Origin of the sequence: Desulfitobacterium dehalogenans ATCC 51507 (assembly GCF_000243155.2) — a bacterium.
Classification (GTDB): domain Bacteria; phylum Bacillota; class Desulfitobacteriia; order Desulfitobacteriales; family Desulfitobacteriaceae; genus Desulfitobacterium; species Desulfitobacterium dehalogenans.
Window position 1 is genome coordinate 698,087 of sequence record NC_018017.1, and the last position, 13,508, is coordinate 711,594.

Here is a 13,508-nt window from a genome sequence, read left to right on the forward strand (position 1 = left end):
CATACAGTATGATGCACCTTTATTTCTCAGCCAATGTTATCTTCTTCGGTCTGTGGCTTATGTCTTTTGTCGATGACATGCTGCATAGCCATCAATGGATGATGAAGGATCATTCGGGGGCCTGAGTAGCGCATGATGGTTCGAATCTTTTCCCGCATATCCTTTTTATAACAATGGATGGGACAATCACCGCATACCGGCTTATCTTCTCCAAACCTGCAATGCTCTGCCCGCCTCTGAGAATAGGTCAAAAGTTCCTGGCACTCTGTACATAGGTTACCCTTAGGTTTATGGTTATCTTTACAATAGAGCATGATCATGACTTCGACGGTCTTTTTTTCCCGTTCCGCACGAGTAGTCTGAGCCATGTTACCCCTCCTCCACCAGTGAAGGCCTTTATCTATTTAATTAATAGTATAACATAGTAAGCCCCGGCTACGAATTTTTATTCTAAACTTGCTTTGATCTATTTCCTCAATAAACTCCTAAAGCCCTGAATCACAGAAGCATCCGGTGATTCAGGGCTAAAGTAAAGTACCTAAAACGGTGGTGAATTAAATAGAGCATTATTATGGTTATTCTATCGAACTATTTGTCAGCAGACTAAACTTTGTCCCACTTTATAAATATCTCCTGCCCCTAGGGTCAAAACCAGATCCTCGGGGGCAAGGGTTTGGGCAAGATACGTTTGAATCTCTTCAAGGGAGTGAATATAACGAGCATTAACTCCTTGCTGGCTTATTAAGTCCGCCAGAGAGGAAGCGGAAATGGTATTGAGATTCGTCTCCCGGGCGGAAGCGAAGATTTCAGCAATGACCACTTCATCGGCGGCTTGGAAGGATTGGGAGAACTCTTGGAGGAGTTTTTCTGTGCGACTAAAGGTATGGGGTTGGAAGATAGCCCGAATACGGCGGTCAGGGAAGGAGAGTCTTGCCCCTTCAAGGGTCGAACGGATTTCCGTAGGATGGTGAGCATAATCATCTACGATAAGTGCTCCGGCATTCTGTCCGATATGTTCAAAACGGCGTTTGGTGCCATTGAAATGGCCTAATGACTCAAGGACTTTTTCTGTAGGAACCCCAATTTCTAAGCATAGGGCGATACTCGCTAAGGCATTGAGAATATTATGCTTACCACTGACATGAAGATGAAATTCTCCCAGTACAGTTCCATGAGCCACGATGGTCATAGAACTTCCTTCGTCATGGAACTGAATATTGGTGGCATGGATATCGGCTTCCTCACTCAACCCAAAGGTTATGATAGGTGATTGAGCTTGAATGGCTTCTCTCTGAGGGTCTTCATGCCAGATAAAAATCTTGCCGTGAGGTGGTATCTTCTGTGCGATTTCCGAAAAGGCACATATCACATCATCTAAATCCTTGAAATAATCTGGATGATCAAACTCGATATTCGTAATAATTAAGTATTCCGGAGAGTAATTCAGAAAATGACGACGGTATTCACAGGATTCGGCCAGGAAGTAATCCCCTTGACCGGAATAGGCATTCCCGCCAATGCTGGGGACATCGCTACCCACCACAATGGTGGGGTCAATTCCCGACTGAAGAAGTGCCAGCCCAATCATGGCTGTGGTGGTGGTTTTACCATGAGTTCCGGCGACAGCAATACCTCGCTTTTTGGACATAAGCCTGCCCAAAAATTGAGGGTAGGAATAGACCGGAATATTTAATTCCCGTGCCCGGGCGATTTCTTCATGGTTATCACCATAGGCCGCTGAGGCCACAACGATATCCGCCTTTTCAACATTGGCGGCGGAAAAGCTAAGTACGGGAATATGAGCACGCTCCAGGACCGCATCGGTAAAGAAGCGTTCCGGAACATCTGAACCCGTAATAAGGGCCCCTTCGATATGAGCGGTGACTTGAGCTAAAGCACTCATTCCTGTTCCTTTAATTCCAACAAAATGGATATGTAACGGCAAGATGCATCTTCCCTTCCAGTTTCGAACTCTACATTCCATTATACCCAATAGTGAGGTAAAATGTATCATTTTATACTCGGAAATTTTTAGGTAGTTATGGGTGATTAAGTAGATTAAAGGTTGAGTGATTCTTCAAGTGATCCGGAAAAGGAAGGTTCAAACCTCCAAATGGGCTTATACTGGGGTTCACAAGCATTTCACGGAAGAATATAAACCACTCGCTCAAAAATTCAGACAATTCGGAGAGAATTATAGAGGAAAAGGTCATGACAGTCTATAATAAATTAAAAGACTTTAAGTGAACGGAACCGTCTTTTATAGGAGGGGTTAGAATGGGTGGAGCAGAGATCGCTTTAGCAAAAGAAAGAGATATGTGGGACGGAATATTTATGGATGGATTCCGTTCGGGAAAGAATACCATCAGCTACTATCAGTTGGAGTCTGTCTTACTAGACTTTCCACGGGTCCTAGAAGCCGGAGTGGTGGCTAAGTCCGACGATCTTACACAATGTCAGATTTTAAGTGTGTATTTGGCACTGGAGGATGGCTTGGGCAGTGATGCGGACTATGAGCGCTTTACTCAAGAGGTCATTCATTATGTTCGGGAACATTTTTCCCTTCATTGCCCTATCGATGTTAAAATCAAAGAAAAGCTGCCAATGACCCGTTCGGGGAAGATTTTAAGAACGGTCTTACAGAGCTGGAATTAAGAACAATAAGATAAATTAAGACAGGTATACAAAAAGTTCCTTTAAGTAGGAACTTTTTTGTTTGTCTCAACGACAAGATACTTCGACAGTATACTTAGGAGCAAGCCAAGCATTTCTGAATCTAAGAGCGGCCAGATTTTGCAGTGGTTTGAGGGTTTTTCTCAGGGGGCTTTTGTTCATACCCGGTAACCATGGATTGGAGTCGGCTAAGATCCTCTGTGAGGCTCAGGTAAATGTGAAGAAGGATGGTGGAGATAAAGTAAATGGCTCCGGTAAACTTAATCATACGCAGAACCTGAATACCTCCTAAGAATTTTAGAACCCAATCCAGGTGCTCTCCTGCCCAGTAGGAGGCTAAAGAGATGAAGACCAGAAAAGGAAAAAGCAGAAACCAGCTGCCAAAGATGAGCTTTTGCCCCGGATCATACTGCCCATAGGGAGGAAGGCTTGGACGGAGAAATAAATAGTAGGCAAAAAGTTTGGGGAGATTCTTTATATCCTGCCATGAGAGAAGGAGTGTTTTATCCCTACGCAGAAGCATATCTACTAAACGAAAGATAAAAAAAGCTGAGGCTAGCCAACCGATACTTACATGTACCACGAAGACTTTGCCATACGGCAGCGCTAGAAAGGGCAAAGGTTGATGAAGAATCAGACCGGAGAGAATGATCCCGGCAAGGGAAAGGGCAAATCCCCAATGAAAAAAGCGGACCGGGGCAGGGTATCCCACCCCTAGACGACTAATTAAATTTTCCTTGTGTAATTCTTTCATCACAGGCTTGCGAAGCTTAAGCTGGATTTGGGAATCCAGGCCTTTTTTATTGTTATTCAACGCTTTCACCCCCGGCCTGAAAAAATTTTAGGAATAGGATTTTTGCTTAAGATTTTAGACTCGGACATCTAAAGTACGAAGTTGTTTACCATCGATGAGATGCACACTGCAGGAGAAGCATGGGTCAAAAGAGCGAATGACTCTCCCAGCTTCTTTTAATTCCGGATGCTTGATAGTAAGGCCGCGAATGGATAACTCCCCTACACTGCAGGTGCCGGCTTCATCACGCGAACTAAAATTCCAAGCTGATGGTGTTATGATTTGATAATGTTTAACCCGCCCTTTTTCGATCTTTACCCAATGACCCAAAGCTCCTCGCATGGCATCCACATAACCGATTCCCATACCTGATTCCTGCTGGACTTTGGTATTTAAAGTCTCCGCTCCAGGAACCAAGCGCTCCAGCCAAATCATGGCGGCCTGGGTGATTTTTTTGGTTTCCATGACCCGAGACCAATGGCGGCCAATGGCTCCGTAACCGATAATTTTTTCCTTAGCTATCACGGCACGGGCCAGGGGACCCACCTCCAGGGCGTGTCCCTGGTAGCGGGGTGCCTTGACCCAGGTATAACCTTGGGGCTGATTCTTGTCCGGCTCTGTTGTCCCTTGCCAAGGGTGAGCGGGTTTTGTTGATTTGTACCAGGCTGTTGTTACTTCCTCCGTGATTAACCGATCATCGAAGGGCTGGTGTCGATCGTTGAGCACAGTTCCGTGAGGGAATAGGGTACTGCCATCTGGCTGTGTGAAGGCCCCCACAGAGAGAAAGTTCCCATTACCTTTCCCTAGGTGGACATACTCCGGGTAGCGCTCTGCCAGGAACTCCACATCGGGTATCATGACGTTATCAATAAACTCGAGGATTTTGACCAGATAGCCTCGATAGCGATTGATTTTATCGGCATCTACATGCATGGTGCATCCACCGGGTACGATTCCATGCCCATGGGGAGCCTTTCCGCCGAATACGCCGAAGGCGGCATGAGCATCCCGGGAAATCTCGATAGCTTGGAAGTAATGCTCCGTCATGCGTTGATCTTCTTCGGGAGTAAGGCGGAGATCTCCCTCTAAATGGGGGATGAAGGGGTAAATATCAGGCCCTTTAAAATAATCAGGCATACTCATAAGGTAGAAATGCCGGATATGATTCTGTAAAAAGTCACTACCCATAATGAGATTGCGCTGGATCAATCCGTTAGGGGGGACATTCATTCCCAGTGCTTGTTCCACAGCATAGGCTGCTGCTACGGCATGAACAGAGGAACAGATGCCACAGATGCGTTGAGTGTAATAAGGCATATCGAAAGCAGGGCGGCCTTCGAGGATTTGCTCAAAGCCGCGGTAAAGGGTATCCGAGATAAAGGCGTCTTGGATAACTCCGTTTTCCAGATGGGCTTCCACTAACATCGGATTATGTATGCGGGCAAATGGAAAGAGAATCTTCTTTTCCAGCAAGCTCACTCCTTGGTAATTAAAATTTCAGTAATCTTAACAGGGGTATCAGGTCTCAATGCCGGCTTTAATCCTTTGATTCCTTTGGCCGATATTGATGATAGACTTTAACTTTCCTCACTCTAATCTTTTTCTTCCCTTTAATGGTAGACCTAATAACGTTGCGATGAAGGCGGCCCTTGTAGAAGGAGGTCAAAAAATATCCACCGATTCCTAAAGCGGCTAGCCCCAAGACCCCTCTGCCTATTCGATCCGTTGTTGCTCGGCTTCCTCCTGGAAAGTGGATATCGGGAAAATGGGTAGTAAAGGGCTCCATAAGGTCAGGAAAACCAGGTTCGGTGCAGCCAATGCAGGGGGAATTGCACCCTATGGGCCAGTTGTAGCGATCATTCCAACGACGGATCGGGCAATCCGCATAGGTGACCGGGCCTTTACAGCCTACCCGGTAAAGACATTCCTTCTGACCGATATCTGTAGCAAATATACCTTGGTCATAGTAGCGACGACGGGGGCAATTATTATGGATAGTTTCTCCGTAAAACATTTTGGGCCGGCCAAATTTCTCTAGCTCTGGCTCCCCATAAAGAGCCAAATGAAGGAGAGTCCCCATGATCCAATCCGGATGGGCAGGGCAGCCGGAGACGTTAATCACCCGGCGCTCAGGTAAAATGTTTTGTACCCCGGTGCACTGCGTAGGATTAGGGTACCCGGCGACGGGTCCTCCATAGGTAGCACAATGGCCAATAGCCACTACATATTTGGCTTTTAGCCCCAGTCTGCGTACCAGATCCAGACCAGTGACCAGTTGGCCATTTTCTAGTCCGGCGTGGTTATAATGACCTCCGTCCCGACGAATCATAGCCCCTTGAACAAGAAGGACAAATTCATGAGCTCGATTTTTTTCTGTCTCCAATAAGACATTATAGGCTAGCTCCCCTTGAGATTGCATCATGGTCCAGTCATAACGCCATTCGGTAATGTTGGTGAATACATCGGATAAAGTGGGTGACCAGATATTATCTAAGGAGATGCTATCTCCGGTACAGGTTCCTGTTTCCACCATGACAATGGGAAGTTTTTTGATTTCACCTTGAGCGAGAGCTTTTTCTAGTTCGGGGGTTACTAAGCTGATAAAGTTGCCTAGAATTGCTCCTTTGACTACCAGCTTAAGAAATTTTCGACGATTGAGCACGGCATAACCCTCCTTAATAGAATATATTTCCCCAGGATATGTAAAAAAATCCATCCAAGAAAACAGATTAAGTTATTAAGGAAGACCTCATTGGATTCTAAAAATTGGAAGAAACAACGAAAAAGGGAGCGCCCTTAACTACATTAATAGTTTAGGAACACTCCCTTTTTCGTTTGGGTAACGAAGTAGACTGGTTACAAATTCCTGCGTCCAGGAATTTATTACGCAATGTCAGGCAAACGCGGTATTTTTCCTGACTATGACAAAATACCATGGAATGTGTCGAATATCAAGGAACAATTTGTTCATAGATAGGAAAATAGTACCGTAAATCAGGCAAGAACATAAGAAAGGCTTAGTTTTTCTTCTTTTTCATCTTTTGTTTCGGGTGTTTTCCTTTTTCTGCAGCTTGCTGTTCTTCAATGGATTTCTGTTTTTTAGCCTTATTCCATTGGACAATTCGGTTAAATGCAAAAGCGATTGTTATAGCCAGAAAAGCACTGACCACATAAGTAAGTTCCATACTATTGGCAAAGCGATCACTTTGGACAGGAAGGACGATATTAAAGCAAACAAATGCGATACCAAAGAAGCCAAAAATCATCATGTCTTCCCTTTTTTGAGATTGCAAAAAAAACTCACCTCTCTTCTGTGACATAATTCGATATAATCAAATAATTATCCTTCCAGGAATGGACAATGACCACATTATTACATTGTTCATATAATGCAAAGTGATAGAAATGCAGCAACATAATCGATGATATAGGAGGTTAAAGGATGAACTTTCGCTTTTTCCCATGGACACAACCTACGAATTACGGTCATCTTTTCCTCGGGCTAGATACCCGAGTTCCTTTAGCTGCAGGAGGCTCAGTCCCCGGGATAAACTTTGATAATGGGGCTACGACCCCGCCGTTTCTTTCTGTCCTTGAGGAGATCAACCGTTTTGCCCCTTTATATGGCTCTGTTCATCGGGGAGCAGGGTATAAATCCGTTGTGTCTTCCCAAATTTATGAGCAGGCCAGGACCGAGGTTCTCAAGTTTGTTGGAGGAGACTCCCGGACGGATGTGGTTATCTTTGTAAAAAACACTACAGAAGCAATTAATAAACTGGCTAATCATTTGTGGAATAAAAACAAAAAAGAGGTCATCTTGACCACCTGGATGGAGCATCATTCCAATCTTCTTCCCTGGCGGGAAAAATTCCATCTGGACTACATAGAGATTGATGAACAGGGGCGCCTGCGCATGGACGACCTCAGGGCTAAGCTGGAGCGCTACCAAGGTGCAGTCAAACTCGTGACGGTCACAGGGGCTTCTAACGTTACAGGCCATCGGAACCCAATTCATAAGATTGCTGAGCTTTCCCACCGCTATGGGGCGAAAATTTGTGTGGATGGAGCACAACTGGTTCCTCATGCTCCTGTAGATATGCGCCCATCTCACTCCATAGAGCATATTGATTTCTTGGCTTTCTCAGCCCACAAGATGTATGCCCCTTTCGGTACAGGGGTATTAATTGGTCCCCGTGCCTTTTTCGAACAGGGGGCTCCGGATTATCAGGGCGGGGGGACGGCTCGGATGGTAACACCAGATCGTGTCCTCTGGTATGATGCTCCAGGTAAGGAAGAGGCCGGGACTCCCAATCTTATGGGGGTAGTAGCACTTGTTGCCGCTGTACGGACGCTGAGTGCAATAGGTATGAAAAAAGTATTACAGCATGAAGAAGGTTTACTAGGATATGCCTATGAGCAATTGCGCTGGATGGAGGGAATAACTTTTTATGGGGGAATACCTCTTAATCAGCAGCAACTTTCCCAGCGAATTGGGGTGATCTCCTTTAATGTGGAAGGTTTATTTCACGAAGATGTAGCAGAGTACTTGGCTAAGGAAGGAGGAATCTCTGTGCGCAATGGCTGTTTTTGTGCTCAACCTTACGTACAGCGGCTTTTGCATATCTCCAAGCAAGAGATGGAATACCACATGGCTAATCCCTCCTTGCCTCACCCTGGGATGGTCAGAGCAAGTTTAGCCCTCTACAACACCAAAGCAGAAATCGACTCCTTTCTTGATGTCCTGGGGAGGATTGTCAGCTCTCGTCCGAGGATCTTTCGGTCCCTGAGAACAGGGAATTGATCCATATATCTTCAATAACTTTCTATAAGTTTTCACAAATCGTTCACACTCTCGCAACACATTGCTCACTTTTATTGGTTATTATATAACCATACCTTTTCCTTTTAGCCTCCTTTGAAGATATATTTTTTCTTCCCCTGTCATAACTGGCAGGGTCTTATTTTTTTTGAGCCCTTTGGCGGTCCGATTGAGTAGCAGCCTCTGACAAGATTCTCAGGGGTTTTTTGGTTTCAGCAAGGACTTCATGGCTCTTGTGAAAAAGAAAAGAATCCCCACGTCTGGGGATTCTTTATTGCGCAAGTCTAGAAGACAAAGCGACCGCGTTTTTTATGAACTTGATTGCTTTATTTTCCTGACTCTTACAAAAAAGTAACACGGGACATGCGTAAAGTCAATGTTTTCAACAAATATAGACACTAAAATATACGAATTTTCTCAATTAATTCACTTCCGGTGGGTATAACTGAGAATAAATAACCCAAGGAACAAGTTGTTCCTGTTGACTTAAAGAAAGAAATCAGGTAGAATTACATTCGTTAAAAAGTGCCGATGTGGCTCAGAGGTAGAGCAGCTCACTCGTAATGAGCAGGTCGTCGGTTCGATTCCGACCATCGGCTCCAATGGAATCCTTATCCTGCAAGAGATTGCGGGATTTCTTTTTTTAGCGGTAGTGCTTCCGTTGCAACCGCGTTGCAACGTTTTTTGGTTTTAGGCTTTAAATGGCCATCGATTTTTGAATAGGATAAAATACCTTTTCCATAATGTGGTAATCTCTTTTATGCAAAAAATAAATGCTTAGCTCCAAACTTGTCTCAGATTTCTTTTATCAAGCATATTTTATTGTATACTCATTTTTAACGGATGATATTTTATAGGAGGTTTGATCTATGTATAGAAATCGACTTTTTCGGAGTAGCGGATATACGGGATATCAATACTCCGTAGGGGGCTATAGTGGATACGGCGAAGTGGGCCTGGGGACCCTTCTGCTTACTGCTCTTGTTATTTAAGGCAGTTCATTAAGGCAAGAAAGCTAAACAGAACCACGATCCTGTCGGATGACGCCAGGGCATACAGAGGCTGTTGACATTGTATAGTCAGCAGCTTTTTGCTTAAGTTACATAAAAAACGAAGGCTGAGGAATTTTCTCAGCCTTTAAAATACTTGATGACCCTAAACCTGGTAAACAATAACTCTATATAAATAACTGTATTTGAGACTCCATCGCCTCTTGTAGAAAATCCGCAGCGGTTATAATTTGCACTTCCGGGAGCAATTCCTCCTTTTTAAAGCCCATTACGTCCACAGAGAGCTTACAACCATAGAATTGCACCCCTTTTTTTCTTGCCCCATTGAGAAACGCGGTAAGGGGTGGCGTATCCTCATCTTCCATCATTTCTTTGAGCATAGCCTTTCCTAAGCCGGCCATGTTCATGCGTGAAAGAGGCAAATCCTCGATTCCCTTAGGAGTAACCATGCCAAACATCTGCTCATAGAGGGATTTGTCTTCCAGCGTCATTTTTTCAGGATCTCGTACTAGACAAAGCCCCCAAAAGGCAAAGAACATAGTCACATCCATACCCATCTCCCGCCCTGAATTAGCCAGAATCAAACCTGCCAAGGCTTTATCATACTCACCGCTGAACATGAGCAGGGTCATCTTCTTATTCTTTGTAGTTTGCTTTCCCGGACTTATATTTTTCTCCGGGCATATGTCTTTCTCAGAGTGTATGTTTGTTGTATTCGGTTTTAACTCAATTACCGAGGCTTGTTTAATCGTCGCCTGCTGTTGGGTATCCATGGTATCAGCCCCCATCTGAAATTAATTTAGAAATCCCGTTGGAAAATTGCCGCGGACTCTCCTCCTAAAAGCTCCTCTACACTATCTATACCTAATTGCTTAAGCAGTTCCAGTACATGCTGATTATCCGCGGGAGTATGGGCGTCTGCCTCTGCTCCGTACTTGTTTACAAACTCAGTGCCCTTCTCTGCATTCAGTATAGCCTTGGGTCCTCCCACACAGCCGCCGGGGCAGCCCATGCCCTCATAGAAGTTTGCCTTAATCTCGTTGTTCATAATATCATTGAGGAGGGCCTTGCATTCTTTAACTCCATTAGCTTGAATGGATTTAATCTTCACCGGCTTATCCGGCCGAATACGGTTTAATGTATCGGAGATAGATTTGGAGACTCCGCCAGTGCGGGCATAGATCCTACCGCTGGTGGAGGAGTGTTCACTGGGTATATCCTCCATCTCTGAGGGATCAATATCCGTGGCCTCAAAAATTTGCTTAAGCTCGTGAAAAGTCAATACAGCATCCACCGCGTCTCGAATGTCCGGTTCCTTGGCTTCAGCTTTTTTGGCAATGCAAGGACCGATAAAGACCGTTTTGGCATCGGGATGCAGGCGTTTAATACTCCTCCCACAGGCTACCATAGGGGATACCGAGGGAGAGATATGAGGAACCAGGGTATCATAGACCCTTTTTACCATCCCTACCCAGATTGGGCAGCAACAACTGGTAAGGACAAAATCCTTATCCGTTTGAACGTGCTTGTCAAATTCCAAGGCTTCCTTTAAGCTCAGAACATCAGCAAAAAGTGCTACCTCAATCATCCCATAAAAGCCGAGATGCTTCAGAGCAGCACGAAGTTGCCCCATGGCCACATCACCACCAAATTGCCCGATAATCGCCGGAGCTACCATAGCAAAGACAGGGATCTCCTTAGACTGGAGGATTTCCACCAGAGGAATAAACTCCTTTTTATCCACTAAACTGTCTAAAGAGCAGGTCTCGATGCATTCTCCGCAATGGGTGCAGTTCCGGTCCTGAATGATCACATTACCTTCCATATCCCGGACTACTGCATTAAAGAGACAGGAGGCTTCGCAATTATGATCCTCTTCAGAACACCCTCTATTGCAGGATTTAATCTGGAAGACGACCTTATCCGGATCACCTTTACCTAAAGCATATTGGACATACTGCTTGGTATGCTCATCTCCGGAGGATTCCAGGGAATCGATTTCCTCCTGGAGCTTTCCCTGATAAGAGGCTTTGACCAGACGGCCGAATATTTCTTCATAGGTTAGATTGCTCATCATGTGCCCTCCCTTTTAAGCAAAATTAGTATGCCCCTAACCTGCTTTGGGAAATCATCTGAGATTATTATCTTTTGTTTTTTTGTTTATTTTGGTGTTGAAAAAGTTTTTGCCTTATGCTATTATAGATTTTGTCGCAAGACAAGCCGATGTAGCTCAATTGGTAGAGCAGCTGATTTGTAATCAGCAGGTTACAGGTTCGAGTCCTGCCATCGGCTCCATTTCTTAAAAATGATTAAGACCATTTCTTAAAGCCTATGAATTCTGCTTGATGCAGGCTGAATTATTGGTTTTAAGAAATGGTCTTTTGTTATAATTTCCCTCTTGCTGAGCAAGAAAAGATAGATTTTTATTATTGTCATAAGGTATAGTTAAGGAGAAGCATCTGTATCACAATTAAATTAAAAGGGAGGATATGAATTGGATTCTGAAAAAGTTGTCAATATGGTTCCTAAAATGAAAATGGGCAAAAACTTCATTGCCTTTGGCATTGTGATTGTATTTCTTGTTATCCTGGCACTGGACGCCTTTGTCATCGTGAACGCAGGCCAAAGAGGTATTGTTCTGCAATTAGGGGCTGTTCGCCCAGTCGTCTTGACAGAAGGATTACATTTTAAGATTCCCTTCGTTCAAGACGTAATCCCTGTAGAAGTGCGTGTCCAAAAATCCCAATCCGAGCAAACAGCCGCTTCAAAAGACCTGCAAATTGTCACGACAACCGTTGCGGTTAACTTTCACCTTGACCCTAATCAAGTGAATAAGCTCTATCAAAACGTCGGATTATCTTATGGAGAACGAATTGTCGATCCAGCCATCGGTGAAGCAGTCAAAGCAATCACAGCCCAATATACTGCTGAAGAGCTGATCTCCAAACGTTCAGAAGTTAGTGCCAAGATCAAAGAGACTCTCTCTTCAAAATTAGCAACTTACTATGCGGTTCTAGACGAAATCAATATAACTGAATTCAAATTTAGTCAGGAATTCAATAACGCAATTGAACAAAAACAAATTGCTGAGCAGCAAGCTTTAAAAGCTAATCTTGATCTGCAAAGAATTGAAATCGAGGCCAAGCAAAAAGTAGAGCAGGCAAAAGCTGAAGCAGAATCTCTACGACTCCAAAAGCAAGAAGTTACTCCTGAACTTGTAAAACTAAGGGAAATTGAAGCCAAGATTAAAGCCATTGAAAAATGGGATGGTAAACTTCCCAATGTTACCGGTGGTGCAGTCCCTTTTATTGACGTCAATAACGGTTAATAAAAGTTTCAATCAAAGACTTGCAACCTTCGAGCCCTGCCATCGACCCTTTATGATCTTCAAGCCTGCAAGGGTGCAGGCTTTTTTCTATGGCTAAAGTCGATAGGAAAGGGTTTTTCGGGAGCAGGGATTGAAAGCAGTTTATTAGTCAAGATTATACATGCTAGTTAAGTTGGGAGACAATTAACTGAAAGTGGGTTTAATAAATGAATAGGAGAGTAGTATATTATTCATCTTTTATTTTACTGGGAATAGTACTTGGGGTAGTGATAGCTATCTCGGAAGATTATTTCGGATTAGAAATCAATTTGATACCGTTGTTACTGTATCTCTACGTAATTTTGGTGATTTGTGGTGTGGCATTCTATCTCTACATTGCTATCTATACGAAGAACATAAATTTAGTGGACAAATATGTTCAGCGGAAGAGGAAACATCCCTACTATGCCCTATTGCTTTCACTAATAGAAAAAGATTATCAAGAAGCAGAGATCCAATTGGCAAGGCTCAGCTCTTTCTACAAGCAAGCTAAAATCGCTCTCACGGCCACAGTGCAAATAGAAAAAAATCTCCTGAGAGAAGCCGAAGCAACCGCTCAAGAGATTAAAGACAGAAATATCCGGTATTATAACCTGGCTTTAATTGCTTTACTTAACAGGAAATTTGAGGAATTCGAGACTTATAAAGCCCAGATTAAGCATAAACATCTACAATATGCACTTGAAGCAGAAGCTGCCTATAGAGAACAAGATTATAAAAAGGCTGATGAGTTTGCCGAACTTGCCATTTCATCAACAGGCGGGCTCCAAAAATGGGTTTATGAAAAATCACTGGAGAAGCAGAAGAGTAATATTCATCGCCAATCTTATTTTTAAAATTTAATGA

General features: G+C 43.9%; 13 protein-coding genes and 2 tRNA genes. 7 read left to right on the plus strand and 8 right to left on the minus strand.

Annotated elements, in window-relative coordinates; genetic code table 11:
* Positions 1 to 26: 26 nt before the first annotated feature.
* Together DESDE_RS03260 and murC are read right to left on the minus strand one after the other, a co-directional pair.
* Positions 27 to 368 carry a nitrous oxide-stimulated promoter family protein gene (locus tag DESDE_RS03260; RefSeq protein WP_014792611.1) on the minus strand — a complete coding sequence of 114 codons (342 nt, stop codon included), beginning with the start codon at positions 366 to 368 and terminating at the stop codon, positions 27 to 29.
* Between the two features lie 227 nt (positions 369 to 595).
* Entirely contained in the window at positions 596 to 1,945 is a 1,350-nt protein-coding gene (murC, locus tag DESDE_RS03265) for a UDP-N-acetylmuramate--L-alanine ligase (RefSeq protein ID WP_014792612.1), read from the minus strand.
* Between the two features lie 332 nt (positions 1,946 to 2,277).
* Between murC and DESDE_RS03270 the strand changes: the two genes are divergently transcribed.
* Positions 2,278 to 2,655 carry an AMP-binding enzyme gene (locus DESDE_RS03270; RefSeq protein ID WP_019849461.1) on the plus strand — a complete coding sequence of 126 codons (378 nt, stop codon included), beginning with the start codon at positions 2,278 to 2,280 and terminating at the stop codon, positions 2,653 to 2,655.
* 121 nt (positions 2,656 to 2,776) lie between these two features.
* On the opposite strand, the gene DESDE_RS03275 is transcribed toward DESDE_RS03270, so the two are convergent.
* From DESDE_RS03275 to DESDE_RS03290, 4 genes are all read right to left on the minus strand, one after another.
* Positions 2,777 to 3,487: a cytochrome b/b6 domain-containing protein gene (locus DESDE_RS03275; RefSeq protein ID WP_014792613.1), complete on the minus strand. Its 711-nt coding sequence runs from the start codon at positions 3,485 to 3,487 to the stop codon at positions 2,777 to 2,779.
* Positions 3,488 to 3,541: 54 nt separating this feature from the next.
* Entirely contained in the window at positions 3,542 to 4,945 is a 1,404-nt protein-coding gene (locus DESDE_RS03280) for a nickel-dependent hydrogenase large subunit (protein ID WP_174270137.1), read from the minus strand.
* Between the two features lie 58 nt (positions 4,946 to 5,003).
* The gene (locus DESDE_RS03285; protein WP_014792615.1) at positions 5,004 to 6,128 is read right to left on the minus strand and encodes a hydrogenase small subunit; all 1,125 of its coding nucleotides are present in this window, start codon (positions 6,126 to 6,128) and stop codon (positions 5,004 to 5,006) included.
* A gap of 355 nt (positions 6,129 to 6,483) precedes the next feature.
* Positions 6,484 to 6,786, minus strand: a complete 303-nt coding sequence (locus DESDE_RS03290) for a hypothetical protein (RefSeq protein ID WP_242831318.1) — start codon at positions 6,784 to 6,786, stop codon at positions 6,484 to 6,486.
* A 122-nt stretch (positions 6,787 to 6,908) separates the two neighbouring features.
* On the opposite strand from DESDE_RS03290, the gene DESDE_RS03295 reads away from it, so the two are divergent.
* The 3 genes from DESDE_RS03295 to DESDE_RS22665 all read left to right on the plus strand — a co-directional run bounded on the left by DESDE_RS03295 (position 6,909) and on the right by DESDE_RS22665 (position 9,277).
* On the plus strand, positions 6,909 to 8,267 hold the full coding sequence (locus DESDE_RS03295) for an aminotransferase class V-fold PLP-dependent enzyme (protein WP_014792617.1): 1,359 nt from the start codon (positions 6,909 to 6,911) through the stop codon (positions 8,265 to 8,267).
* A 545-nt stretch (positions 8,268 to 8,812) separates the two neighbouring features.
* A tRNA-Thr gene (locus DESDE_RS03300) sits at positions 8,813 to 8,887 on the plus strand.
* Positions 8,888 to 9,154: 267 nt separating this feature from the next.
* On the plus strand, positions 9,155 to 9,277 hold the full coding sequence (locus tag DESDE_RS22665) for a hypothetical protein (RefSeq protein WP_014792618.1): 123 nt from the start codon (positions 9,155 to 9,157) through the stop codon (positions 9,275 to 9,277).
* Between the two features lie 185 nt (positions 9,278 to 9,462).
* Here DESDE_RS22665 and DESDE_RS03305 read toward each other — a convergent pair whose 3' ends face one another.
* Positions 9,463 to 9,927 carry a DsrE/DsrF/DrsH-like family protein gene (locus tag DESDE_RS03305; RefSeq protein ID WP_041917330.1) on the minus strand — a complete coding sequence of 155 codons (465 nt, stop codon included), beginning with the start codon at positions 9,925 to 9,927 and terminating at the stop codon, positions 9,463 to 9,465.
* Between the two features lie 167 nt (positions 9,928 to 10,094).
* Positions 10,095 to 11,369, minus strand: a complete 1,275-nt coding sequence (locus DESDE_RS03310) for a [Fe-Fe] hydrogenase large subunit C-terminal domain-containing protein (protein ID WP_014792620.1) — start codon at positions 11,367 to 11,369, stop codon at positions 10,095 to 10,097.
* Positions 11,370 to 11,514: 145 nt separating this feature from the next.
* Here DESDE_RS03310 and DESDE_RS03315 point away from each other — a divergent pair.
* The 3 genes from DESDE_RS03315 to DESDE_RS03325 all read left to right on the plus strand — a co-directional run bounded on the left by DESDE_RS03315 (position 11,515) and on the right by DESDE_RS03325 (position 13,498).
* Positions 11,515 to 11,590 (plus strand) — tRNA-Thr (locus DESDE_RS03315).
* 199 nt (positions 11,591 to 11,789) lie between these two features.
* On the plus strand, positions 11,790 to 12,623 hold the full coding sequence (locus DESDE_RS03320; RefSeq protein WP_014792621.1) for a prohibitin family protein: 834 nt from the start codon (positions 11,790 to 11,792) through the stop codon (positions 12,621 to 12,623).
* Positions 12,624 to 12,829: 206 nt separating this feature from the next.
* A complete protein-coding gene (locus tag DESDE_RS03325; protein ID WP_014792622.1) occupies positions 12,830 to 13,498 on the plus strand; it encodes a hypothetical protein in 669 nt (222 codons plus the stop codon).
* Positions 13,499 to 13,508: the final 10 nt, after the last annotated feature.

What these genes read in the sequence shown, in the direction of transcription:
- DESDE_RS03260 (WP_014792611.1), bottom strand. Translation starts at nt 368, where the DNA reads ATGGCTCAGACTACTCGTGCGGAACGGGAAAAAAAGACCGTCGAAGTC.
- DESDE_RS03270 (WP_019849461.1), top strand. Translation starts at nt 2,278, where the DNA reads ATGGGTGGAGCAGAGATCGCTTTAGCAAAAGAAAGAGATATGTGGGAC.
- DESDE_RS03290 (WP_242831318.1), bottom strand. Translation starts at nt 6,786, where the DNA reads ATGTCACAGAAGAGAGGTGAGTTTTTTTTGCAATCTCAAAAAAGGGAA.
- DESDE_RS03295 (WP_014792617.1), top strand. Translation starts at nt 6,909, where the DNA reads ATGAACTTTCGCTTTTTCCCATGGACACAACCTACGAATTACGGTCAT.
- DESDE_RS22665 (WP_014792618.1), top strand. Translation starts at nt 9,155, where the DNA reads ATGTATAGAAATCGACTTTTTCGGAGTAGCGGATATACGGGATATCAA.
- DESDE_RS03305 (WP_041917330.1), bottom strand. Translation starts at nt 9,927, where the DNA reads ATGACCCTGCTCATGTTCAGCGGTGAGTATGATAAAGCCTTGGCAGGT.
- DESDE_RS03310 (WP_014792620.1), bottom strand. Translation starts at nt 11,369, where the DNA reads ATGAGCAATCTAACCTATGAAGAAATATTCGGCCGTCTGGTCAAAGCC.
- DESDE_RS03325 (WP_014792622.1), top strand. Translation starts at nt 12,830, where the DNA reads ATGAATAGGAGAGTAGTATATTATTCATCTTTTATTTTACTGGGAATA.